The following is a 23,889-nucleotide window of genomic DNA, read 5'->3' as shown; positions in this document are numbered from 1 at the left end:
GGTGGGTCAGCGTGCGCTCTCGCGGTTGTGCGGTTCCTGGGCCTGCAGCGGCTCGGCCAGTGCTTGCCCCGCAGACTCGTCGGCGATGGGCTCGTTGCGGAAGACCAACTGCTTGTAGGCCCAGAAGCGGATGATGGTGCCCAGGCCGATGCCGAACATCGCGTTGAAGTTCAGCCAGAACTTGCCCTCCAGCCCCAGGACGTAGTGCGCGAAGGCGACCCAGAGCACCGAGACGGCCAGGGCCAGCCCGTTGACGCCGAAGAAGAGCACGACCTCGTGGTGGACCGGACGATTGTGGCGGTGCCGGAAGGTCCAGTAGCGGTTGCCGACCCAGGCGAAGAGCGTCGCGACGCTGCCGCTGACGATCTTCGCGGCGGTGACCTTGGTGGGCATCGGGCCGTCGATCAGCAGGTTGTAGAGGCCGAGGTCGATGATGATGTTGATGACCCCGATCACGCCGAACTTCGCCAGCTCACGCCACAGCGAGCGTACGAAGTCGACAATCCGGGCCCCGATCACGCTTTTCAGCCTACGGGTTGTGCCCTGAGGGTCGGCTGAGAGGCCTCGCTAGGGTATGCGGGTGACTTCCCCTCAGCGTGCGCCGGGCGGCTTCCCCGTCGTCGGCATCATCGGCGGCGGCCAACTCGCCCGCATGTGCCAGCCGCCGGCGATCAACCTCTCGCTCACTCTCAGTGTCCTGTCCGAAGCTCCCGATGCCGCTGCGGCACTGGTCGTGCCGTCTGCTCCGGTCGGGTCGCACCTGGACGTCGACGAGGTTCTTGCGTTCGCCCGTGAATGCGACGTCGTCACCTTCGATCACGAGCACGTCCCCGATCACGTGCTGCGGGCACTGGTCGATGCCGGAGTGCCGGTGCATCCCAAGCCGGAGGCGCTCGTCTTCGCCCAGGACAAGCTGGCGATGCGGGAGCGGCTGACCGAGTTGCGCGTCCCGTGCCCGGCGTGGGCGCCGGTGCAGGACGAGGCGGAGCTGGCCGCGTTCGGCGATCTGCACGGCTGGCCCGTCGTGCTCAAGACACCCCGTGGTGGGTATGACGGCAAGGGCGTGCGGGTGATCGGAGCCGCGGCCGAGGCGGCCGACTGGTTCGCGCACGGCGAGGCGCTGCTGGCCGAGGAGTGCGTGCCGTTCAGCCGTGAGCTCGCGGTGCTGGTGGCGCGCAGTCCCTCGGGGCAGGCCGCGGTGTGGCCGATCGTGCAGACCGTGCAGGTCGACGGCATCTGCACCGAGGTCCTGGCTCCGGCCCCCGAACTCGACGCCTCGCTCGCGGCGGGCGCGTCCGAGGCCGCATTGCGGCTCGCCGGTGAGCTGGACATCACCGGGGTGTTCGCCGTGGAGATCTTCGAGATCCCGGGTACGGGTGGCGGCTCCCCGTCATACGTCGTCAATGAGCTGGCCATGCGCCCGCACAACAGCGGCCACTGGACCATGGACGGCTCGGTCACCTCGCAGTTCGAGCAGCACCTGCGCGCGGTGCTCGACCTGCCGCTCGGCGATGTCGCCCCGCGTGCGCCGTGGACGGTGATGGGCAATGTGCTCGGCGGCGACTACGACGAGCTCTACCCGACCTACAAGCACCTGCTCGCGCGCGACCCCGGCCTGAAGGTGCACCTCTACGGCAAGGGTGTGCGTCCCGGTCGCAAGATCGGGCACGTCAACGTCTACGGCGACGACCTCGACGCGCTGCGCGAGCGCGCGAGGCACGCTGCCGACTACCTCGAAGGGACCGTCACAGAATGACCTCCGACATCAGCGAATCCGCTTCTGCCGCACCGGTTGTCGGCATCGTGATGGGCAGCAACTCCGACTGGCCGGTGATGCGTGCCGCCGCCGAGGCGCTCGACGAGTTCGGCATCGGTTACGAGGCCGACGTGGTCTCCGCGCACCGGATGCCCACCGAGATGATCGCGTATGGCGAACAGGCCGCGACCCGCGGCATCCGGGTCATCATCGCCGGTGCCGGGGGAGCGGCCCACCTGCCGGGCATGCTCGCGTCGGTCACGACGCTGCCGGTCATCGGTGTGCCGGTGCCGCTGAAATACCTCGACGGCATGGACTCGCTGATGTCGATCGTGCAGATGCCGGCCGGTGTCCCGGTCGCGACGGTCTCAATCGGGGGCGCCCGCAACGCCGGCCTGCTGGCGACGCGCATCCTGGCATCCGCGCCGGACGAGGAGGGCGAGCGCCTGCGCGCAGCGATGGCCGACTTCCAGGTCGAGCTGCGCGATGAGGCACACGCGAAGGGAGCGGCGCTGCGCGCGGAGGTGGCGGGGAACTAGCTGTCGGAGCCGAAAAGGTCTCGGGTATAAACCTTTTCGGCGACGTCTGCCAGCTCGTCGGTGCGCCGGTTGGCGACGATCAGGTCGGCATCCCGCTTGAGTTCGTCGAGGTCGTGAGTGACCCGGGAGCCGAAGAATTCCTCGGCGTCCAGCTCGGGCTCGTAGACCAGCACCTCGACACCCTTGGCCTTGATGCGCTTCATGATGCCCTGCACGCTGCTGGCCCGGAAGTTGTCCGAGCCGGACTTCATGATCAGCCGGTGGATGCCCACGACCTTCGGTTCGCGCGCCAGGATGTCGTCCGCGACGAAGTCCTTGCGGGTGGTGTTGGCCGAGACGATCGCGCTGATCAGGGTCTGCGGGACTTCCTGGTAGTTGGCCAGCAGTTGCTTGGTGTCCTTGGGCAGGCAGTAGCCGCCGTACCCGAATGACGGGTTGTTGTAATGCTTTCCGATGCGTGGGTCGAGACTGACGCCCTCGATGATCTGCTTGGTGTTGAGCCCGTGCCGCGAGGCGAAGGTGTCCAGCTCGTTGAAGTAGGCCACGCGCATCGCGAGGTAGGTGTTGGCGAACAGCTTGATCGCCTCGGCCTCGGTCGACTCGGTGAGCAGCACCGGTATGTCGGTGTCCTCCGCGGCTGCGACCAGCAGGTCGGCGAAGCGCTGCGCCCGGTCGCTGACCTCGCCGACGACGATGCGGGAGGGGTGCAGATTGTCGAAGAGCGCCCTGCCCTCACGCAGGAATTCCGGTGAGAACACGACGTTCTCGGTGCCGAGGCGCTTGCGGACGTCATTGGTGAAGCCGACCGGGATGGTCGACTTGATGACCATCGTCGCTGCGGGGTTGAGCGCGGCGACGTCGGCGATGACCCCTTCGACGGTGGAGGTGTTGAAGTAGTTGGTCTCCGGGTCGTAGTCGGTCGGAGTGGCGATGATGACGAAGTCCGCCTCGTCATACGCCTGCTGCTTGTCGAGGGTGAAGCGCAGGGACAGGTCGGCGTTCGCGAGCTGCTGCTCGATCTCGGCATCGCTGATCGGGCTGCGTCGCTCCTGCAGCATCGCGATGCGGTCGGCGTCGATGTCGAATGCGACGACATCGGCGACGCCGGCGAGCAGGACCGCCATGGAGAGCCCCACATAACCGGTGCCGACTACGGTGATCCTCGTGCGCATTGACATGGCGCTCACGGTACCGGGCCGCCGGTCCATCCCCAACGCGAGAGGGCAAACGGCAGATGAAGTTCGGAATGTTCATCCCACAGGGCTGGCGCTACGACCTGGTCGGCATCGACCCGGCGAAGCACTGGGACGTCATGAGCTCCCTGGTGCGGCGCGCGGACGCCATACCGTCCTGGGAATCGGTATGGGTCTACGACCACTTCCACACGACCCCGCAGCCGTCGCACGAGGCGACGCACGAAGCGTGGTCGCTGATGGCCGGGTTCGCGGGCATCACCTCGCGAGTGCGGCTCGGGCAGATGTGCACCTGCATGAGTTACCGGCAGCCGGCATACCTCGCGAAGGTCGCCGCCACCATCGACCACATCAGCGGTGGCCGGATCGAGATGGGCATCGGCGGCGGTTGGTACGAGCACGAGTGGCGCGCCTACGGTTACGGCTTCCCGGCCGTGGGGGAGCGCCTCGGCCGGCTGCGCGAGGGCGTCGAGATCTTCCGGCAGCTCTGGACGACGGGCTCCGCGACGCTGGACGGCAAGTACTACCAGGTGGACGGCGCGCTGTGCTTCCCGCAGCCGCTGCAGACCACGAGCCCGGCCAACCGCATCCCGATCTGGGTGGCCGGCGGTGGTGAGAAGGTCACGCTGAAGATCGCGGCAAAGTATGCCGACTACACGAACTACTTCGGTGACCCGGAGCAGTTCGCCGCCAAGACCGAGATCCTCAAGCGGCATTGCAAGGATGTCGGGCGGGACTTCGACGAGATCACGCTGACCGGCAACACCAACGTCATCATCGCCGACAACGCGGCGGAGCTGGACGAGAAGCTCGCGGCCCTGGCGGCGCGGATGGTCCAGGGCGGTATGTCGCAGGACGACGCCACCGCGCACGTCGATCGCTCGCTGCGCGAGCAGGCGACGGTCGGGACGGTCGAGCAGGTGGCCGAGGGGTTGCACTCGATGCGCGATGCCGGCCTCGGCTACGCGATCGCGTACTTCCCGGAGGCGGCATACGATCTCGCGACGGTCGAGCGGTTCGAGCGTGAGATCATCCCCGAACTGGCTGACTGAAGCTGGTTACTGACGAGTAGGATTGTGACGTGACCGCAGACAACGACTTCGACCTGTTCAAGACGTCCGAGGACCACGATGCCCTGCGCGAAGCCGTGCGTGCCGTGGCCGAGGACAAGATCGCCCCGCATGCTGCGGAGGTGGATGCGAAGAGCGAGTTCCCGCGTGCGGCGCTGGAGGCGCTCGTCGCGTCGGACTTCCATGCGCCGCACATCGCCGAGCAGTATGACGGCGTGGGCGCCGACGCGCTGGCGACCTGCATCGTGATCGAGGAGGTGGCCCGGGTGTGCGCCTCCTCGTCGCTGATCCCGGCCGTCAACAAGCTGGGCTCGATGCCGGTGATCCTCGCCGCGAACGACGACATCAAGAGCAAGTACCTCCCGCCGGTCGCCCGTGGCGAGGCGATGTTCTCCTACGGCCTGTCCGAGCGTGAAGCCGGCTCCGACACTGCATCGATGCGGTGCAAGGCGACGCCGGACGGCGACGACTACGTGCTCAACGGGCAGAAGTCGTGGATCACCAACGCCGGTGAGTCCGAGTTCTACACGGTTCTCGCGGTGACCGACCCCGACGGCGAGCGCGGCCGCAACATCAGCGCGTTCGTGGTCGAGAAGTCCGACGAGGGCTTCGGTTTCGGTGAGAAGGAGCGCAAGCTCGGCATCAAGGGCTCGCCGACCCGTGAGCTGCACTTCGACAACTGCCGCATCCCGGGCGACCGGATGATCGGCGGCCGGGGCGAGGGCCTGAAGATCGCGCTGCGCACCCTGGACCACACGCGCGTCACCATCGGCGCGCAGGCGGTCGGCATCGCGCAGGGCGCGCTCGACTACGCCCTGGGCTACGTCAAGGAACGCAAGCAGTTCGGCAAGGCCATCGCGGAGTTCCAGGGTCTGCAGTTCATGCTCGCCGACATGGCGATCAAGCTCGAGGCCGCCCGGCAGATGGTCTACGTCGCGGCCGCCAAGTCCGAGCGTGGCGACGACGACCTGCCGTTCTTCGGCGCCGCGGCGAAGTGCTTCGCCTCCGACGTCGCGATGGAGGTCACCACCGACGCCGTGCAGCTGCTCGGCGGTGCCGGTTACGTCGTGGACCACCCGGTCGAGCGGATGATGCGCGACGCCAAGATCACCCAGATCTACGAGGGCACCAACCAGATCCAGCGGATGGTGGCCGCGCGCCAGCTGCTGAAGAAGTAGATCGACCGGCATACATCAGCATTGAGCGGCGTACGGAAACGACTGGTTTCCGTACGCCGCTCAATGCGTTGGTATGCCGCTCAATCGCTGAGAGGCCGGCGCATGACGGCCGGTCAGGAACCGGTGGTCGGCGCGGTCACCGGACGGTCGTTGTTGAGGTCGTTGAAGAGCTTCGTGGCGCGTGCCTTGTCCCACAGGACGGCCGACTGCCCGGCGACGAAGTAGTTGGGGTTGGCAACCGGCACCTGCACGGAAATGCCGCCGTTGCTGATGCCCTTGAGCGTCCACATGATCTTCAGCGCCTGGATCGGTGACATGCCCTTGTTGACCGCGACGCCCTTGGCGCCGGCGGAACCCACGCTCTTCAGCTTCCAGGGCAGCAGCAGGTTGGTCGGGCTGGCGATCTTCTTCATCAGCGCAGCCAGGAACTCGCGCTGGTGCTCCGCGCGGGCGAGGTCGCCGGTCGCGAAGGCGTGCCGCGAGCGCACGTAACCCAGAGCGTTCTTGCCGTTGAGGTTCTGGCAACCCTTCTTCAGGTTGATGTGGGCGTCCTTGTCGTTGACGTCCTGCTTCAGGCACATCCGGACGCCGCCGACCGAGTCGACGACGCCGGCGAAACCGCCGAAGCCGATCTCCATGTACCGGTCGATGTGCAGGCCCGAGGCCTGCTCGATCGTCTGCACCATCAGCTTCGGGCCGCCGATCGTGAAGGCCGAGTTGATCTTGCCCTCGCCGTGGCCGGGGATGCCGACCCAGGAGTCGCGCTGGAAGCTGACCAGCGTCGGCTTCCCGCTGTCGGGCATGTGCAACACCATGATCGAGTCGGTGCGGGCGGTGCCGCCGCCGACGCTGCTGCCGCCGGTGCCGAGCGCGCGGCCCTGCTCCGCGGTCATGCCGGCGCGCGAGTCGGACCCGACGAGCAGGACGTTGGTGCCCTTGCCGCCCGCCGGACGGTTACCACTGGGGAACGCGTCCACCTTGTGGACCTTGCCCCACGCCGACAGTCCGGCCCACACGAGCAGGCCGACCCACAGGGCGATGATCAGCACGACGACCAGCAGCACCCGCGGCCACTTGCGCTTGCGGCCGCGCGGCACACCGACGGGAGCGGCCGGTCGCGGCCCCGGACCCCGCGGGCCGCCGGGTCCGGGGCCGCCGGGGCGGTGCGGCCCACGCGGCGCGCCGCCGTGGTCCTGCGGATGGCTCCGGGGACCGGTCGGCATCATCCGGGTCGAGTCGCCGCCGGACTGAGCAGCCGCCGGCGCACTGCGCGGGGCCGTGCTGCGCGGTCCTGGGCTGCGTGGCGCCGTGCCGCGGCCGCCGGGTTGCTGCGCGGGGCGCCCACGGTCCGGGCGGAGCGGGATCTCCTGGGGCTCCTGCGCGGGGCGGCGACGCGGGCGACGAGGCGCACCGGCGCCCTTGCGGGTGTCGATGGTTATCGGGTCTTCGTCGTCTGGCACCGCACGAGGGTAACGCGGCAACATGGGGCGCCCGTGTAATCTGCGACGCGTGCCAACACCCGAATCGCAAGTGACCGATGGCGTTTCGGTGATCATGCCGATCCTCAACGAGGAACGGCACCTGGCCGAGTCTGTGACCGCCATTCTGCGGCAGGAGCTCGCCGGACCGGTCGAGGTGATCCTCGCGCTCGGCCCCTCCACCGACGGCACCGACGAGGTCGCGGCCCGCCTGCACACCGCCGATGACCGTGTGAAACTTGTCACGAATCCCACCGGCCGGACCCCGGACGCGCTGAACGCGGCGATCGCCGCGGCGTCATACGACGTGATCGCGCGGGTGGACGGTCACGGCATCCTGTCCGACGGCTACCTCGCGACGGCGGTGCGTGTGCTCGAGGAGACCGGCGCGGCCAACGTCGGCGGGATCATGGACGCCGAGGGCACGACGGACTTCGAGCGTGCCGTCGCGGTGGCGATGAAGTCGAAGATCGGCGTCGGCGGGGTGAAGTTCAAGCTCGGCGGACGCCCCGGCCCGGCCGAGACGGTCTACCTCGGCGTCTTCCGGCGTTCCTGGCTGCAGCGGGTCGGTGGGTATGACGCCCGGTTCACCCGCGCCCAGGACTGGGAGATGAACTTCCGGCTGCGCGCCGACGGCGGCATCGTGTGGTTCACCCCGGAGCTGAAGGTGACCTATCGTCCGCGCGGGTCGTTCCGCACGCTGGCGCGGCAGTACAAGCAGTACGGCGAGTGGCGCCGCGTCGTCGCGCACCGCCACAAGGGCTCGATCAACGCCCGCTATCTCGCGCCGCCGACCGCGCTCGCCGCGATCGCGGCCGGAGCCGTCGGCGGATTCCTCTGGCGGCCGCTGTGGCTCGTTCCGGCGGGGTATGTCGGTGCGGTGACTCTCGGAGGCATCGCGATCTCGGCCGGTTCACCGCAGCCGGTCCGCCGTCTGGTGCCCCCGGTGCTGGCGACCATGCACCTGGCGTGGGGCTACGGGTTCCTGACCAGTCGCATTCGGCTGTCGGAAGACTGACGCGCCGACTCAGGCGAGCGGCGCGCCCGTCGCCTCGCGGACCTCGTCCTCGGTCACGTCCGGTGCGGTCTCGACGAGCTTGAGGCCGGCCGGCGTGACGTCGATGACCGCCAGGTCGGTGATGATGCGCTGGACGACCTTCCGGCCGGTCAACGGCAACGTGCACTCGGGCACGATCTTCGGCGATCCGTCCTTGGCGACGTGCTCCATCAGCACGATGACCTTGCGGGCGCCGTGGACCAGGTCCATCGCGCCGCCCATGCCCTTGATCATCTTGCCCGGGATCGTCCAGTTGGCGATGTCGCCGGCGACCGACACCTGCATGGCGCCGAGGATCGCGGCATCGATCTTGCCGCCACGGATCATGCCGAAGCTGGTGGCCGAGTCGAAGATCGAGGCGCCCCTGCGCAGCGTGACGGTCTCCTTGCCGGCGTTGATCAGATCCGGGTCGACCTTGTCCGCGTCGGGATAGGCACCGACGCCGAGCAGGCCGTTCTCGGACTGCAGCACCAGCTCGACGTCGTCGGGGACGTAGTTGGGAACCAGCGTCGGCAGGCCGATGCCGAGGTTGACGTAGTCGCCGTCGGAGAGCTCCCGGGCCGCGCGGGCCGCCATGTCATTGCGTGACAGCGCCATCACTTGCCGCCTTTCGTGGTGGTCTTCTCGATGCGCTTGTCGGTCGCCTGCTCCGGGGTGAGTTGCACGACGCGGTGCACGTAGATGCCGGGCAGGTGGATCGCGTCCGGGTCGATCTCGCCGGGCTCGACGAGCTCCTCGACCTCGGCGATGGTGATCCTGCCGGACATAGCGCACAGCGGGTTGAAGTTACGGGCGCTCTGGTTGAAGACCAGGTTGCCGTGCCGGTCGCCCTTGGCAGCTCGCACCAGGCCGTAGTCGGCGACGATGGCCTCCTCCAGCACGTAGGGCTTGGTGGTGCCGCCGAAGTCGAACTCCCGGGTCTCCTTGGTGGGGGAGGCGAGTGCGACGGAGCCGTCCTCGGCATACCGCCACGGCATACCTCCGTCGGCGATCTGGGTGCCGACTCCGGTGGCCGTGTAGAACGCCGCGATGCCGGCGCCGCCGGCGCGCAGCTTCTCCGCGAGGGTGCCCTGCGGGGTCAGCTCGACCTCCAGCTCACCCTCGAGGTACTGTCGCGCGAATTCCTTGTTCTCGCCGACGTATGACGCGATGATCCGGCGGATCCGCTTGTCCCGCAAGAGAATTCCGAGGCCCCAGTCGTCGACGCCACAGTTGTTGGAGATGACCTCCAAGTCCGTCGTCGTCGTCTGATGCAGAGCTTGGATCAGCACGCTGGGAATGCCACACAGGCCGAAACCGCCCACGGCAAGAGATGCCCCGGAGGGGATGTCGGCCACGGCTTCGGCTGCCGAGGAGACCACTTTGTCCATGTGACGGACATTACAAGACCGTGTTACAGGGTGGTGTCCACGGCCTCCGACGCGCTCCGTGCGGCGCGGCTGCGCTCATCGCCGCCGCGCACCACCAGCACCGAACAACCGCGGACGATCAGCGCGGCAGTCAGCGCGGGCGCCGCCCTGTTGTCCGTGACGAACACCCTGCTGCCGGCCGTGACGTCATCAACGGCCGGCACGGCGCACGGGACGTCGCCCACCGGAGCCGGCATGGCGTCCGACATGGCCTGCAGCGGACTGGCGGCGAGCGCGGCGGCCGGCTCGACCAGGTCGGCGCCGGCGGACGCCGGTTCGGAGTCGATACCGACGGATGCGTCGGCATCGTCGCCGGTCGTGACGGTCAGCCCACGGGTCCATGCCGCGAGCGACCAGTAGATCGCGCGCCAGTGATCGGCCGGCAGGTCCAGTCGCACGATGTCGCCGGGCTCGAGACTCATCTCCGATTCGAGCCAATTCGCAGCCTTGGCAACCCAATTCACGAGGGTCTTGCCGGACAGGTCGATCCGCTCGCCACTGCCCTCGTCATACCAGGTGAGCCGCGGGCGGGAGAGGTCGCCGGCCAGCAGTGCGGCGCGCAGATCATCAGAATTCACCTGATGGAGCCTAGACGCGTCACTTTCGGCGCTTACCCTCCGCGTATGAGAGTCCGTGTCGTGCTCCAGTCGCGCCTGTCGTCGTCCCGGTTGCCGGGCAAGGCGCTCCTCACCCTCGCCGGCCGGCCGCTGGTGGTCCTCGCGGCTCAACGTGCAGCGAACACCGGGCTGGACGTCGTCGTTGCGACCAGTGTCGAGCGCGACGACGATGCGCTGGCAGTCGCGCTCGAGAGCGCCGGCGTCGCAGTGTTCCGCGGCGACCTGCACGACACACTGGGGCGCTTCGTCGGCGCGACCGACGGGCTGGCCGACGACGATCTGGTCGTCCGGCTGACCGGTGACAACGTCGGGCCGGACGGCACGTATGTCGAGGAGCTCATCGCCCGCATGCGCGAAGCCGGTCAGGACTACGTGCGCGTGACGACCGAGACCATCTATGGCATGGGTGCCGAGGTGTTCACCGCGGGGCTGCTGCGGGAAGCCGATAGGTCGGCCGAGACGGCATACGACAGGGAGCACGTGACGCCCTGGATCAGGCGGCACACCGACGACTTCACCTGGGTGCCACCGGTTTCGGGCGCCGCGGGACGGGTGCGGTGCACCGTCGACACCCTGCTGGACTTCACGATCGCGGCCCGCGCGCTGGCGACCGTGCCGGACGTGCTGACCGCCACCTGGCGTCAGTTGCTCGATGCCTGGGTGGCCGCCGGCGGGGCGGTGCCGGAGCCGCTGCCCTGGATCAGCGCCGGGCGGGTCGGTGTCCTGGATGCGGCGTCAGCGTCGCAGGTGCTGGAGCAGGCGGCGTTGTCCGGCGCGACCTACATCCGGGTGACCGATCCGGAGAGCGCGACCCGGCTCGGCCGGGCGCTGCGGCACGGCTTGAGTGAACGCGTGGGCGTCGTCGCGGAGCTGACCGCCGGGCTCCCGGACGGCGCGGATGCCGCGGTCTGGGAAACCCTTGCCAGACTTGGAAGTTCGGCGGTCGACGTGGTGGTCGCCCACTCACCCGTGGACCTGGCCGAGTCGCGCGACACGCTCCTGCGGCATCAGAAGGACGGACGGGTCCGACTGCTCGGCTGTGGCGTGCTGGACGAATCCGAACTCGACGAGGCGATGAGCGATCGGAGCGTCGGGTACCTGGAGTTGCCCTGGGGGTTGCGCGAGTCGATCCCTCCGGAGGTCGGGGATCGACTGGTCGCCATACGCTGCGCTGACCTGCCGTCGGCGCAGGAGGCGCTGCGCCGGCCGGGCGTCAGGAGTGTCGTCCTCCCGGCGGAGTCGCCGGAGCAGATCACCGATCAGGCAGCAGCGCTGCGAGCGCATCAGCGACCCGACAGCGGCCCTCGCCATCAATGAGAAGCTGCCCACGGGCGGCGAGATCGGTTGCGCGCTGCGGGTTTTCGAGGAGTTCGCGCAGGACGGAGGTCACCTGCATGGGATCCAGGTCTGGCAGCTCGCCGAGTCCGGTGGCGACATCGGCGGCCAGTAGGGCGCGATAGCCGAGCCGCTGGTTGTCGACGGCACACACGACCGCGGTCGGCACCCCGATCGCGAGCAGCTCCCAGACGGTCGTGCCGGACGCGCTGATCGTCAGGTCGCTCGTCGCGGCCAGCGCCGCCAGCTCCCGCTGCGGCGGTATGACGCGCAGCCGCTGCCGTGAGGACAGGTGGAGCGCGGCGAGCCGGTCGGCGACGACGGGGTTCGATGCGACCACCGACACGTCGAGCTCGGCGCCCGTTGCGAGCAGCGCAGGTATGACGCGCGGCGCGACACCGGCCGGGTCGGTCCCGCCGAATACGGCCAGCACAGAACGGATCTCACCGGTGGCGCTCGTGGGCCCGGGCGTCCGGCGGTGCATCCGGACCGAGTCGCGCAGCAGTGTGAACTCCGGCCCGGTGAGGCATTGCGAGCCGGCCGGTCCGCCGCGGTGCGGCTCGGCTCCGAGGTTCTGGTCGACATACACGTCGGCGGCCTGGGCGGCGCCGAAGTCGCCGTCGACCAGCGCCAGCACGACGTGCCCGGCGTCGCGGAGTGCGTCACCCAGCGGGACGGGCAGGTGATAGCCGTCGAGGACGACGCCGGCGAAGCCCGCCGCGTCGGCCTCGTGCACCTGCTCACTCACTCGGTCGGCGGCGGGCAGTCGGCCCAGGCCGCTATCGGCGACCAGCTCGGACAGCCAGTCGATGCCGTCGATGCGTCCCCAGAGCACCACGTCGAAGCCGCGCGCCCGCAGCTCCTGACCGAGCGCGACACAGCGCACCACGTGCCCGACGCCGATCGCCGCGGTGGCGTCGCACCGCAGCGCGATCCGTTCGTGAAAGGTTTCCTCAAATGTCATCGCAATGATGGTAGCTGCATTGTTTTCACTCGGTATCGTCCCTGGCTGCAAGTGTCGATCATTTCGCTGATTGGGAGTTAGTACGTGACTGATTTGCAGGGTTCTTCGGTCCTGGTAACGGGTGGCACAGGGTCTTTCGGAAAGGCCTTCATCACCCGACTGCTGGAGGATCAGAATCCCCATCGTGTCATCGTCTACTCACGCGATGAGCTGAAGCAATGGGAAGTTCGCCAGATGTTCAACGACGACCCGCGGTTGCGCTGGTTCATCGGCGACGTCAGGGATCTGGAGCGCCTGCGGCGGGCGATGCACGGCGTCGACCACGTGGTGCACGCGGCCGCGCTGAAGCAGGTCGACACCGGCGAATACAACCCGTTCGAGTTCGTGAAGACGAATGTGCTGGGTTCGCAGAATGTCGTCGAGGCGGCCATCGATGCCGGGGTCAAGAAAGTCGTCGCGCTGTCGACGGACAAAGCCTCCAGCCCGATCAATCTTTACGGGTCCACCAAGTTAACGGCAGACAAACTCTTCATCCTCGGCAACCATTACGCAGCGGCATACCCGACACGCTTCTCGGTGGTTCGCTATGGCAATGTCACCGGCTCCCGCGGCTCGATCGTGCCGAAGTTCCGGGCGCTGCACGAGGCGGGGGAGTCGCTGCCGATCACGGACATGCGCTGCACCCGGTTCCTGATCACCCTGCCCGAGGCCGTCCAGATGGTGCTGGACACCTTCGCGATGATGCAGGGCGGTGAACTGGTCGTGCCGCACATCGCGTCGCACAAGGTGACCGACCTCGCCCAGGCGATCGCTCCCGGGGCACGGATGCACGACATCGGCCTGCGGCCGGGCGAGAAGCTGCACGAGGAGATGATCAGTCCCGAGGAGGGCCGTCGTGCGGTCATCGTGCAGGACGGCAAGTACTTCGTGCTCGAGCCCGAGCTCGCCAGCTGGGGTTACCGCAAGATCGAGGACGCGAAGCCGGTGCCCGCAGGCTTCCACTGCTCCTCGGACAAGAACGACCTCTGGTATGACGCCGCCGACATCGCCCGGGTGCTCGAGCTCGGTCACCTGGGCCTGACCTCCGTCGCGCGCTAGGCGCCGGCCGATGCTTCCCTACGGCCGACAGTCGATCGACGAGTCCGACATCGAGGCCGTCGCCAATGTCATGCGTGGCGACTGGCTGACGACCGGACCCGCCGTGCAGGCCTTCGAACGCGACATCGCCGCGATCGCCGGGCTCGAAACGCCGGCGGTCAGCGTCACGTCGGGCACCGCTGCGCTGCACACGGCGTATGCCGGGCTCGGCATCGGGCCCGGTGACGAGGTGATCACCACCCCGCTGACGTTCTTCGCCACCGCGACGACGGCGATGTGGCAGGGAGCCCGGATCGTCTTCGCCGACGTCAGCGAGGACACCGGCAACCTGGACCCCCTCGCGGTGAAGGACGCCATGACCGCGCAGACGGCTGTCGTGGCCGGTGTCGACTTCGCGGGGCACCCGATCGACGCCACCGCGCTGGCCGAGGTCGCGCACGCCGGCGGCGCCATACTCCTGGAGGACGCGGCGCATTCGATAGCGGGCACGCTCGACGGGCAACCGGTCGGGTCGCTCGCCGACGTCACGACGTTCAGTTTCTTCCCGACCAAGAACCTCACCACCGCCGAGGGCGGCGCGGTCGTCTCCACGCGCGACGAGATCCTCGACAGGGCAAGGGATTTCAAGGGGATCGGCTACACCCGGGATCCCGCGAAGCTGCGGACGGCGGACGACGGGCCGTGGCACTACGAGGTGCACTCGCTCGGGCTCAACTACCGCCTGCCGGACGTGCTGGCCGCCCTGGGGTCCAACCAGTTGCGGCGGCTGGCGCTCTTCAAGGCGCGGCGCCGGGCGATCCATCATCGCTACAACGCGGGCCTGCGGGGCATCGACGCGTTGCGGCTGCCCGCGACCCGCGCGGGGGCGGACCCGATGTGGCACCTCTACCCGTTGCGCATCGTCGACGGCCGGCGCCGCGAGCTCTTCGAGCACCTGCGCTCGCACGGCATCGGCGTGCAGGTCAACTACATCCCGGTGCACCGTCAGCCGCTCTTCGCGGACCTCGGCTGGCGGCAGGGACAGTTCCCCGTCGCGGAGACCTACTCGGCGCAGGAGATCAGCCTGCCGATGTTCCCGACGCTGACCGACGCCGACGTCGACCGGGTGATCGAGCTCGTGCGCGACTTCGTCGGGGCCTGACACCCGATGCATCACGCCAACCATTTCTACGGGCATGCCCACGTGCTCGCGCGGTATGCCGGGCTCGCCGAGGTGCCCAGGATCTGGGGCTACCTGCAGCACGGCTGGAACACCCACGACGGGTTCGCGGTCGGCACCCAGTTCGCACCCGGGTTCCCACGGTTCGTCTGGTCGCACGACGTGGCACGCCGTGGGTGGTCGCTCGGCCTGCGGCGGTATGTCGTGGTCGGCTCTCCCTGGTCGTATCTCCTTCGGTTGGAACGTGATTCGGCTCCGACCGAGCGGACCGGGACCATTGTCTACCCGTTCCACGGTTGGGAGCAGCAACTGATCGTCGGCAGCCACGACCGGTACGTGCGCCAGCTGCGTGAGGTCGAGGGCGATGTGCCGATCACCGTCTGCCTCTACTGGAACGAGTTCCAGGACAAGGCAGTTCGCCGCATCTACGAACGCGCCGGATTTCGGGTCATCTCGCACGGCTACCGGGGACACATGTGGCGCGGGACCGACGTGCACTTCCTCGACAAGCAACTGGCCGAGTTGCGCCGGCACCGGCGGGTGGTGAGCAACCGGCTCGGCAGCGCCCTGCTGTATGGCGCGAGCGTCGGCGCTCAGATCGGTGTCTACGGAGATCCGATGATCCTGGAGAACGAGCGCGCCGTGCTCGGCGGCCGGGCCAAGCAGCTGCGCCTGTTCCCGGAGCTGCATCAGCCGTTCGTGCCGGACGACTACGCGCGACAACTGGCATCGGAGCAGCTCGGCGAGCAGGAACTGCTCAGCCGGTACGAACTTCGCGAGGCGCTGGGTTGGCGCGATGCCGACCCGGCGACCGACGCGGCAGCGCCCGTCACCGACGGGACATCGATGAGTGAAAGTGGTGAGGACGACAGTGAGCAACTCGATCGGATTCCGACGGACGACGAAGGTCCGGAACAGGATTCCGGCGCCGGTGAAGCCGGCGGTCAACGCAGCGGTCAGGAGCAAGACCGCGCCGGCCAAACCGACCGACACGCGCTTTGACAAGCGGCGGCAGGCGCCCAACCCGCAGAAGCTCGGTGCGTCCTTCGACCGCTTCTGCGAGGTGGCACAGCAGTTCTGGCTGACCAACACGCTGCCCTCCGGAGACGGGACCATCCTGGTCGAGTTGATGACCGAGGACATTCGAGTTGGCATCCGCAGCCTGACCATCGCCAATGCGATCCGCCGGGTCACCCCCGCGCGGGTGGTGATCGTGCTGGGTGCGGACTCGGACTGGCTGAGCTTCCAATGGACTTACTACGACAAGGAATTGCTGACCCGGCTCGCCCACGCGTATGGCGCCGACGACGTCATCGACATACACGAGATCGTTGACGAGCGGGTCCGCGGCGTGCGCCGCGACTTCGAGGTCGGCGGCACCGTCATACCCGGCGACGTGCGGTCCGGCATCGACCCGGAGACGCTCGAGTCCGTGGTCGAAGCCACAACCGCGCGGGTCGCGCGGGTGCCTCGTGTGACGGAGGACGAGGCCGAGAAGGCCGACGAGGTGCGCCGCCGCAGCGTCGAGTTCTCCGACGTCTACGACGGGCTGTTGCAGCACCTGAACACGGTGGCCGTGGTCACCAGCCACGTCGACTACAACCACTGGGGCCTAGCGGTGGAGTCGGCGATGCGCTTCGAGGTTCCCGTCATCCACGTGCAGACCACCGGTGGGCTGAAGGCCTACATGCTCGGTCCCGAACGCCGGACCGAGGGAACGTTCCGCGAGCACCTGACCCGTGAGATCGGGCAGTTCTTCGAGGAGAACCTGTGGTCCAACCGGGAGTTGCTGCGCCGCAGTGCCGAGCTGACGGCGTGGCGGGCGAAGAGCAACCTGGGCCGACCGTCGTGGTGGCGCGGCGGAGGTGTGGTCAGCTCCCTGGAGCTCACCAACCCGGTCGAGCGAAAAGACTTGCGAAAGCACGCAATGCGGCGTCTGGGATTCGACGAGAGCAAACCCGTCGTGGTGGTCTTCAACCACGCCGTCTCCGACGCCCTCGGCACCAACCGGGAGATCTTCGACGACCTCGCCGACTGGTTCGAGAAGATGGCCGAGCACGCGGCGCAGGACACCCGCGTCAACTGGCTCTTCCAGGACCACCCGGCGCAGTTCCTGTATGACGTGACGGGCTTCTTCGACACGGTCAAGGAGCGTCATACGGACCACCCGCACCTGCAGTTCCGCCGCAGCTTCGACCTGTCCAAGAACATCATCTGGAGCCTGGTCGACCTCGGCGTGACGGTCCGCGGCAGCGTGAGCGCCGAGCTGCCGGTGTATGGCGTGCCCGCACTGCAGGCCGGCTGGTCGGAGTGGAGCCAGTGCGGTTTCAGCATGGTGGCGCGGGACCGTGAGGACTACTGGCGGCTGCTGGACGACTCCATCGAGAAGTTGGTGGCCGGTTCGTCACCGATCACCCAGGAGCAGGTCGAGCGCGCGCGGTTGTGGCAGTGGTTCTACCGCGGCGGCGGGGACGTCGCCTCGATGCTGGTGCAGCACTGGGACATGGGCCAGAACGACAGCCTGATCCGCGCTCTGACCGTCGCGATGCGGCACGTGGAGAGTGACGGCGAGGCGGCCCTGCAAGCGGCACAACGGATGTGGACACGGAAGGAACCGATTTTGACCAGGTTCGATTTCACCGACGGCGCCGAGCGGTTGGCGATGCAGCTCGGGGCGGTGCGGACCAAGTGACCCAGGAAGTGATCCGCGCGCACTCCGAGTCGCCGCTGTCCTTCGACACGATCTTCGACCAGCCGGTGCCGCTGTTGCCGGTGCCGACCGTGCTGACGGCGGGACAGCGACCCGAGCTGCAGGTCGTCGACCGGTTCACCCGGGGTGTGGCGATCGTGGGACGGTTCGCCCTGTCACCGTCGCTGATCGGCGCGAAGGTCGATGTCGATGCGAGCCGGCCGCTGCGGGTCCGGGTGCGGATGTCGATCGACAAGACGTCCGAGGACTGGTGGCACAAGCGACCGCCGGAGCACGTGACCCGCGAGGACACCGCGACCGGCCGGCTGCTGGTGCTGCGCAGTCAGGGGGAGACACGAGCGGTCTGCTATCTGGCGCCGGCCACGGACACGCATGGTGCTCCGGCCACCGGCACGGTCGAATTCGACCTGTTGCCAGGCTCGGTCACCAGGGAGGGGCTGCTGATCCTGGAGGCGGTCGACGCCACCGGCCTGCCCGAGTGGGCCGAGGCGCGGATCATGCCCTACAGCCAGGTCGGTGTGCGCATCGACCAGATCGAGCTGTTCGTCCCGGACGGCACCGCAGCCGCGGTGACGCCGTTCGTCGGGCGGCAGCTCGACGGATTCGCGGCGCAGTTGATCACGACCTGGCCGCAACTGGACGGATCGATCGCGCCGGTGCACGTGCGGGTACGGCGGCAGTACCCGCGAGCGGCCACCCTCGGCCGGCGCGCCGTCAACAAGGCGATCCGGGAGTCGCGCCGGCGGCTGCTCTCGACCGGCCCGACCGTCGCCATGCACGACGTACTGCGGCGCTGGCTGGACGACGGCCTGATCCACCTCGACGGGGTGGGGCTGGAGAGCGGTGCCCCCGTGCATGCCCGCCTGGTGCTGCGGGCAGGCTCCGACAACGCCGCGCACGCGCACGCCGACCTGCACATCGAGCCGGGTATGGCGGCCGAGCCGGTGCTGCTCCGCGTCGTCACCGACGCCGCCGGCGTCGACGTGCCGGCAGAGCTCGGTCGTATGCGGCTGATCTGGGACACCCCGGCCGACTGATCGCCGGGCCGGGCGTGCCCGGTTCCGGGGGCGTCGCCGGCCTCCTGCAGGTCCAGGATTCATGGCTCGTCCATATACGGATATGCAGAAATGTGTTCGATAAAATGCTAGGCATCGTCAGGACCTCCAGGTATCCTGTAAGCAAGCGAAAACGCTTACAGGGGAAGGGGGTTCGCGCCATGAGCATCATTCACTCGGTAGTGGACGGTGTCCCGATGGCCGAGCCGGGGCGCGGGCCCGAATTGCTCGCTGCGGTTCAGACGATGGCCGCGCTGTTGGACGAGATTCCAGGGGCACTGCATCAGCTCGGCACCGCCGAGGAGGACGAGCTGGTGGCGGCCTTGTTGCGGTTGCACGGCCGTTCGGCGCAAGTGACGACGGTCGTGACCGCGGAGGCGGTCGACAGGGGCGCAGTGCGGCCACCACCGGGCAATGGCTGGCCGGGCACTTGTCCGGTGGGGTGCCGGTGGAGCCCCGGACACTCCGGGCGATGGCGTCCGTGGCTGACGCATGCCAACACCGCAAGAACACCGTCATCACCCAAGCACTACTGGCCGGGTCGTGCTCGGTCGAATCCGCGCGCACCGCCCTGACCCAGGCCGACAAGGTCGGGCCGGTGATCCCGACCGCCGAACGCGGCGAGGTGTTGGGCTGGTTCCTGCAGATCGACCCCGCACTCGGATGTGGCGGGCTGACGAAACTGACTCGGCGGATCATCGACAAGTTCGCACCGGACAAACTGTCCAAGGACGACGAGAAGCTCGAAGGCACCGAGTCGTTGTCCTGGTCCACCACGGGGACGGGGATGACCCGGTTGGTCGCGGAGCTGTCACCGGCGAACGCGGCGATCCTCAAGGAAGCGATCAACGCCAAATCCGCACCCCGACCGGCGAAGCCGGAGTATGCGGGTCGAGTAGCGGCGGAGGAGCGGAGCGGGGGAGACCGTGTATCGAGGCCCGATGCGTCGACCGGTTCGAGCCGGACCGGCGGGGCCGGTGTCGCGTTCGGCCTCGGCGCCGACGACACGCAGCAAGAGGCCGACGCGTCGACAGGCTCCGGTTCGACGAAGGGCTCCGGTGAGTCGGTGCGGGATGAGCGGTCGCCGGGCAAACGTCGGGCCGATGCGTTGATGGAGCTGGTCGGTGCCGGTGCCCGCGCGGCTGCTGGGGAAGGCACCCAGGCCGGTGCGGCGACTGTGCTGCTGACGATGGGGTTGCAGGAACTCCTGGGCGGTCACGGCGCAACCACCAGCACCGGTGACGTGCTCGACGCGGGTGCTGCCCGCCGGCTCGCGTGCACCGCGGACCTCATCCCCGTCGTGCTCGGCGGCCCGAGCCAGCCCCTGGATGTGGGGCGACGAGAACGATTGGCCACCAAGGCAATTCGGGCCGCGGTGATCCTGCGTGACGGTGGATGCAGTTTCCCTGGCTGTGACCGGCCACCGGGTTTTTGCGAAGTCCACCACGTGAAGCCATGGTGGGCCGGTGGCGAGACTTCGTTGACCAATTCGGCACTGCTCTGCTGCCGACACCATCAAACCGTCCATCGGCAGGGGTACACCGCCGAAATACAACCCGACGGCGTGCACTGGGACCTGACACCGGGCCGGATGCCGGGCCATCAAACCGCTGCTGCCTGAGTTCCGTCGGATGGTCATTTCCGTGTGAACCGGATTCGTCCATGCCGTCAATCGGCTTGCCCCGCTAGGGATCCGCAATCGGGCAGGTCTGTGTCTACGCAGCGGCCCGGGGCCTGGCCTACTTCACGTGGCAGCGAACCAGCAACGGCGACCCGTTTCCGACCGCGCGGGTCGTCACCTTGATCTTCAGCTTGGCGCACTGGGCATTCCCGGTTCGGGCAGTTGCGGTGTACCCACCCGGCTGCACCGAAAAGGTCGTGGTCTGACCGTCGGCGACATGCCTGGACTTGTCAGTTGCCGGTCCCCGTAGTCGGATGGTTCCGGGTACGAGTTGCTTGGAATTGCCGGGCGCTGGACCCCCGGCGTACACGATGCCGATCGTCACGGTGATCGGCCGTTGGCTACGGGTTGGGCTCCCGCCTGGAGAGCCGCAGGCGCTCAGCAGCGTCGCGATGAGCGCAGACGCGCAAAGCCACCCTTGGCGCATGAAGCCCAGGATCTCACGCGAAAGCTCTGCGCAGAACTATTGACGCAAGAGCCACACCATGCCACGCCGTTTGAGACCCGCCGCCGTACGCGGATCGGCAAACGGGTACCCGAGATCGCCAGGACGAGCTACCAAGACGTTGTCGTGCAAGTAATCTTCGCAATATGAGAGCCGAGAGTCGATCGCGCCACCGGTGGGTGACCGTCGCGCTTGGCGCACTGCTTGTCTTCTGGGGCGTCACCCGAGCAATCCAGATCGGCTGGTCATGGTGGGCAATTCCTTCCATCGTCGGTGGCTGTGTTGTCGCATGCGTCGGATTGCGTGATCGCCAGACGAAACTTGCGAGGCCGTCGAGCTGAATCAAGCAATTGGCTAAGCCATTTGAGGATCCGCATGTGGAACGTCCACTGGCTCGGGCTCGCGGGGTGGGCTGGGCTGGGCGCGCTCGTGCAGGGCTGTGCACAACGCGGTGTGTCACTGCGGGTTAGCTGGTCCAGTGCTTCCAAAGGACATCGATCAGGGTGCGTTCGACGTATGACGCGGTCGCTGGTGGCATCCCCGGTGGCGCGGGCGGTCGACTGGTGGCTGTGAGGCCGCCGAGGCGGGTGGTTGTTTCGCCGGCGTGACCGGTGACGTGGTGGTCGGGATGTTCTTTGCCGTAGTTGCACCACTCGCAGAGACCCTCGCCGTTGCGTTCGCTGGTGGGCCCGCCGTCGGCGTGGGATTGGATGTGGTCGGTATGCCGGATCGGCGCGGAGCAGAACGGCGTGCGGCACGTCTGGTCGCGCAACCGGATGAACTCGGCCAACAGACCGGAGTAGGTGCGCGCTCGGGAGTCCATCCCGACCAGGTCGCCGCTGTCGGGGAAGGCGAACAGGCGCCGGACCTGGACCGCCAGCTCGGGGTCGGTCAGCCACTCCCGCGCCAGGTCGGCCGGTATCGGGCCGTAGCCGGGCAGGTAGGCCGGCACGTCACCGGTCAGGGCGCCCAGTGGCATCAGCAGGTTGATCCGGATCTGCGGCTTCGGCGAGCTCTGGGGACTCCAGCTCTGGGGGCTCCGCGCGGGTTGTGGGTTGTCGGCAGCGGCCGACTCGGGTCCGCGTCCATCGGGCTGCCCGGCTGTGTTCGGTGCGGCGGCCGCGTTCGGCGCTCCCGACCGCTCGGGCGATGCAGGTGCGCCGGCCGGTTCGGCAGTAGCGGACGGATCGTCGTTGTTCACAGTTGGTTCGGAGGCTGCGGACGAGTCCGCATTGTCCACAGGTTGTTTCGCACCCATGGGGAAGCGTCCGGTGACACGCCCGACCAGGGTGTCGGCCATGACTTGCCCGCGCGGATGGTCCGGGGTTGCAGTGGCGTCGGCGAACGCGGACAGTGCCGCAAAGCAGGCGACTCCGTCCTTGACCGGTAGCAGCGCGCTGAACCGGGTCATGCAGTCCGGCGCCGGGCGCAGGGTGACGCGGCGTTCGGTCTCGGCCCGCGCTCGCCGCGCGGTGACCGCGGCGGGGTCGGTCTGGTAGGCGTGCTTCTTGGCCTCGGCCTCGAGCCGCTGGTGACTGACCGTGCCGAGCAGTTCGGCGACTGCCGCGTCCACCGCGGCCCGACCCTCACGCGTCAAACAGGCGGTTTCCCGGCACAACACGGTGGCGTCCCACTCGGTGATCACCCCGGCGGCCAGTGCCCTGCGGGTGTGTGGCATCTCCTCGACCACGGCGTGCGCGAGCCCGAGCAACCGAGAGCCCAGATGCGGCGCGCAGCGCCGGGCGAGGGCGATTCGGGAACCGGCTTCTCGGGCGGTATCCGCTTTCGAGATGCCGCGCGGCACGTCTCGCGCCGACTGGTTCTCGTGCACGGCCACCGCAAGACGGGCCTGCCGGGCGGCCAGAGCGTTCTTCAGCTCCTCGCACGCCCGCAACTCGGCCAGCACGTCATTACCGGTGACCGGACTGTCGAGTCGGTCGTGGAACGCGCGCACCGCAGACGCGTCGAGGGCGCCAATAGTGCCCGCTTCCGCGCCCTGCGATGTGTCGTTCATGTGTTCGATTATGCCATGAATTGTCCTGGTATGCAACGCTTTTCGCGCTCGAGTGTTATCCACATCCCCCTCGTGTGGCTACGGTTGTCCACAAGGCCGTCAGGTTGGGTAGCTTTGCCCTGCGGCGGTCATACGAGTGGCAGGCCGTCGTGATCTCCACGTTCGGTGCGGATCGCGGCGCGGAGTGGCTCATCGATCGCCCGTGCGGGCATTGCTTGTGGCCAACGGTTGGTGACGAGTTGAGCGGATCCGACCGAACGGCAGGCGAGCACTGGTTTGACTCGTTGTCGTTGCGATCGACTGGGTCGGGTTGTCTTTGCTCGACATACCGCAGCCGCCGGCGTTGGCCGGTCGTAAGCGGCCCCGATAGCGGATCGGCTCACGGGCCAGCGGGCCTGGATTAGTCTCGGACCATGGGGCCCAGGAGTGAGTACGAGGTTTACGTCACGTACCCGTACCGCAGCGCTCCTGACATGAGACGTGGTTGGCGGCAGCGGTGACTCGGCACGGCGGAGAGCTGTCGGAATGGGTGATGGAGTCTTTCCGGCGCAGCGGAGGGCTTGGTTCCAGGCCGCTGTCGCAGGGCGTGCGTTCGTCGACGAACTGGAGGGCACCGGCCGATGGGAAGCCGAGCTGAGCCCGCTTTGACGTGAGCTCTACACCTGTTGTGACCTTCCTGGAGCGCGTTTAAGTATCGTCACGCGGGGCGTGACCGTATACCGATCGCCTGTCGCGACCGGTAGTTGACTGCGCCGACAACAGATTCAGCATCCGCGGATATACGCCATTAGGTCTGCTGGCAGCTGGCGACACCCATAGGCTTCGCGCCATGCAACGCGCGGTCAAATACCTGGTGTGGTTCATCTTCGCCTTCATCACGATGCTCGCCGTGAAGTTCACAGACCCGTGGTACGTCGAGCTCGCGATCACGTTTGCGGCGGCGCTGGTCGCGGTTCGTATCAGCGAACGACTCGATCCCGCAGACGAAGACGACTAAGCCCGTTGCGACCATTCGGCTCGCCGTTCGCACACACCGCACCGCCGAGCCCGTCCCGAAGGACGTTCCACAAACGGTGGGCCCCGCCGGCACGACATGATCCCGCGGCGGCGTGGCGATGCGCGTCCCGTAAA

General features: G+C 68.0%; 21 protein-coding genes. 13 read left to right on the top strand and 8 right to left on the bottom strand.

From position 1 onward, the window contains the following. Positions 1-6: 6 nt before the first annotated feature. Positions 7-519 carry a GtrA family protein gene (locus tag VG502_RS13705; protein ID WP_325550622.1) on the bottom strand — a complete coding sequence of 171 codons (513 nt, stop codon included), beginning with the start codon at positions 517-519 and terminating at the stop codon, positions 7-9. A 55-nt stretch (positions 520-574) separates the two neighbouring features. Between VG502_RS13705 and VG502_RS13700 the strand changes: the two genes are divergently transcribed. Both VG502_RS13700 and purE read left to right on the top strand, forming a co-directional pair. Continuing rightward, positions 575-1,756, top strand: coding sequence for a 5-(carboxyamino)imidazole ribonucleotide synthase (locus tag VG502_RS13700; RefSeq protein ID WP_325550621.1), 1,182 nt, complete (start codon positions 575-577; stop codon positions 1,754-1,756). Beyond that, positions 1,753-2,295, top strand: a complete 543-nt coding sequence (gene purE / locus VG502_RS13695; RefSeq protein ID WP_325550620.1) for a 5-(carboxyamino)imidazole ribonucleotide mutase — start codon at positions 1,753-1,755, stop codon at positions 2,293-2,295. Before VG502_RS13700 ends, purE begins: the two co-directional genes overlap by 4 nt. On the opposite strand, the gene VG502_RS13690 is transcribed toward purE, so the two are convergent. Next, on the bottom strand, positions 2,292-3,467 hold the full coding sequence (locus VG502_RS13690; RefSeq protein WP_325550729.1) for a nucleotide sugar dehydrogenase: 1,176 nt from the start codon (positions 3,465-3,467) through the stop codon (positions 2,292-2,294). The two genes, purE and VG502_RS13690, sit on opposite strands and share 4 nt — an antisense overlap. A gap of 62 nt (positions 3,468-3,529) precedes the next feature. Here VG502_RS13690 and VG502_RS13685 point away from each other — a divergent pair, with 62 nt between their 5' ends. Both VG502_RS13685 and VG502_RS13680 read left to right on the top strand, forming a co-directional pair. Then, on the top strand, positions 3,530-4,540 hold the full coding sequence (locus VG502_RS13685; protein ID WP_325550619.1) for an LLM class F420-dependent oxidoreductase: 1,011 nt from the start codon (positions 3,530-3,532) through the stop codon (positions 4,538-4,540). A gap of 29 nt (positions 4,541-4,569) precedes the next feature. Further along, complete coding sequence (locus VG502_RS13680; protein WP_325550618.1) at positions 4,570-5,736, top strand: acyl-CoA dehydrogenase family protein; 1,167 nt, start codon at positions 4,570-4,572, stop codon at positions 5,734-5,736. Positions 5,737-5,849: 113 nt separating this feature from the next. Here the strand turns inward: VG502_RS13680 and VG502_RS13675 are convergent, their stop codons facing one another. Beyond that, entirely contained in the window at positions 5,850-7,196 is a 1,347-nt protein-coding gene (locus tag VG502_RS13675) for an LCP family protein (protein ID WP_325550617.1), read from the bottom strand. 49 nt (positions 7,197-7,245) lie between these two features. On the opposite strand from VG502_RS13675, the gene VG502_RS13670 reads away from it, so the two are divergent. Next, positions 7,246-8,232: a glycosyltransferase family 2 protein gene (locus tag VG502_RS13670; protein WP_325550616.1), complete on the top strand. Its 987-nt coding sequence runs from the start codon at positions 7,246-7,248 to the stop codon at positions 8,230-8,232. Between the two features lie 9 nt (positions 8,233-8,241). On the opposite strand, the gene VG502_RS13665 is transcribed toward VG502_RS13670, so the two are convergent. The 3 genes from VG502_RS13665 to VG502_RS13655 are packed head-to-tail and all read right to left on the bottom strand — an operon-like array spanning position 8,242 to position 10,258. Further along, positions 8,242-8,868 (bottom strand): CoA transferase subunit B, encoded by a 627-nt coding sequence (locus VG502_RS13665; protein ID WP_325550615.1) that lies wholly within the window; start codon positions 8,866-8,868, stop codon positions 8,242-8,244. After that, on the bottom strand, positions 8,868-9,641 hold the full coding sequence (locus tag VG502_RS13660; RefSeq protein ID WP_325550614.1) for a CoA transferase subunit A: 774 nt from the start codon (positions 9,639-9,641) through the stop codon (positions 8,868-8,870). Before VG502_RS13660 ends, VG502_RS13665 begins: the two co-directional genes overlap by 1 nt. A 23-nt stretch (positions 9,642-9,664) precedes the next feature. Then, positions 9,665-10,258 carry a TIGR03089 family protein gene (locus VG502_RS13655; RefSeq protein WP_325550613.1) on the bottom strand — a complete coding sequence of 198 codons (594 nt, stop codon included), beginning with the start codon at positions 10,256-10,258 and terminating at the stop codon, positions 9,665-9,667. 45 nt (positions 10,259-10,303) lie between these two features. Between VG502_RS13655 and VG502_RS13650 the strand changes: the two genes are divergently transcribed. Further along, entirely contained in the window at positions 10,304-11,614 is a 1,311-nt protein-coding gene (locus VG502_RS13650; RefSeq protein WP_325550612.1) for a cytidylyltransferase domain-containing protein, read from the top strand. On the opposite strand, the gene VG502_RS13645 is transcribed toward VG502_RS13650, so the two are convergent. Continuing rightward, positions 11,550-12,596, bottom strand: a complete 1,047-nt coding sequence (locus tag VG502_RS13645) for a PseG/SpsG family protein (RefSeq protein ID WP_325550611.1) — start codon at positions 12,594-12,596, stop codon at positions 11,550-11,552. The genes VG502_RS13650 and VG502_RS13645 overlap by 65 nt on opposite strands. Before the next feature lie 84 nt (positions 12,597-12,680). On the opposite strand from VG502_RS13645, the gene pseB reads away from it, so the two are divergent. The 6 genes from pseB to VG502_RS13615 all read left to right on the top strand — a co-directional run bounded on the left by pseB (position 12,681) and on the right by VG502_RS13615 (position 20,239). Further along, on the top strand, positions 12,681-13,694 hold the full coding sequence (gene pseB, locus VG502_RS13640) for a UDP-N-acetylglucosamine 4,6-dehydratase (inverting) (protein ID WP_325550610.1): 1,014 nt from the start codon (positions 12,681-12,683) through the stop codon (positions 13,692-13,694). 10 nt (positions 13,695-13,704) lie between these two features. Next, positions 13,705-14,835: a DegT/DnrJ/EryC1/StrS family aminotransferase gene (locus VG502_RS13635; RefSeq protein ID WP_325550609.1), complete on the top strand. Its 1,131-nt coding sequence runs from the start codon at positions 13,705-13,707 to the stop codon at positions 14,833-14,835. Between the two features lie 6 nt (positions 14,836-14,841). Further along, the gene (locus tag VG502_RS13630) at positions 14,842-15,855 is read left to right on the top strand and encodes a hypothetical protein (RefSeq protein WP_325550608.1); all 1,014 of its coding nucleotides are present in this window, start codon (positions 14,842-14,844) and stop codon (positions 15,853-15,855) included. After that, positions 15,785-17,545, top strand: a complete 1,761-nt coding sequence (locus VG502_RS13625) for a hypothetical protein (RefSeq protein WP_325550607.1) — start codon at positions 15,785-15,787, stop codon at positions 17,543-17,545. Before VG502_RS13630 ends, VG502_RS13625 begins: the two co-directional genes overlap by 71 nt. After that, positions 17,542-18,600, top strand: a complete 1,059-nt coding sequence (locus VG502_RS13620) for a hypothetical protein (RefSeq protein ID WP_325550606.1) — start codon at positions 17,542-17,544, stop codon at positions 18,598-18,600. The genes VG502_RS13625 and VG502_RS13620 overlap by 4 nt, the downstream gene beginning before the upstream one ends. 460 nt (positions 18,601-19,060) lie before the next feature. Then, entirely contained in the window at positions 19,061-20,239 is a 1,179-nt protein-coding gene (locus VG502_RS13615) for an HNH endonuclease signature motif containing protein (RefSeq protein WP_414655741.1), read from the top strand. Positions 20,240-21,210: 971 nt separating this feature from the next. Here the strand turns inward: VG502_RS13615 and VG502_RS13610 are convergent. Further along, positions 21,211-22,758: an HNH endonuclease gene (locus VG502_RS13610; RefSeq protein ID WP_325550604.1), complete on the bottom strand. Its 1,548-nt coding sequence runs from the start codon at positions 22,756-22,758 to the stop codon at positions 21,211-21,213. Positions 22,759-23,587: 829 nt separating this feature from the next. Between VG502_RS13610 and VG502_RS13605 the strand changes: the two genes are divergently transcribed. Continuing rightward, positions 23,588-23,755: a hypothetical protein gene (locus VG502_RS13605; RefSeq protein ID WP_325550603.1), complete on the top strand. Its 168-nt coding sequence runs from the start codon at positions 23,588-23,590 to the stop codon at positions 23,753-23,755. Positions 23,756-23,889 lie beyond the last annotated feature (134 nt).

Source organism: Flexivirga sp. (assembly GCF_035551235.1).
In the GTDB taxonomy this organism is placed as follows: Bacteria; Actinomycetota; Actinomycetes; order Actinomycetales; family Dermatophilaceae; genus Flexivirga.
The sequence above is the reverse complement of the archived record's forward strand: the minus strand, read 5'-3'. Positions and strand labels throughout refer to the sequence as shown.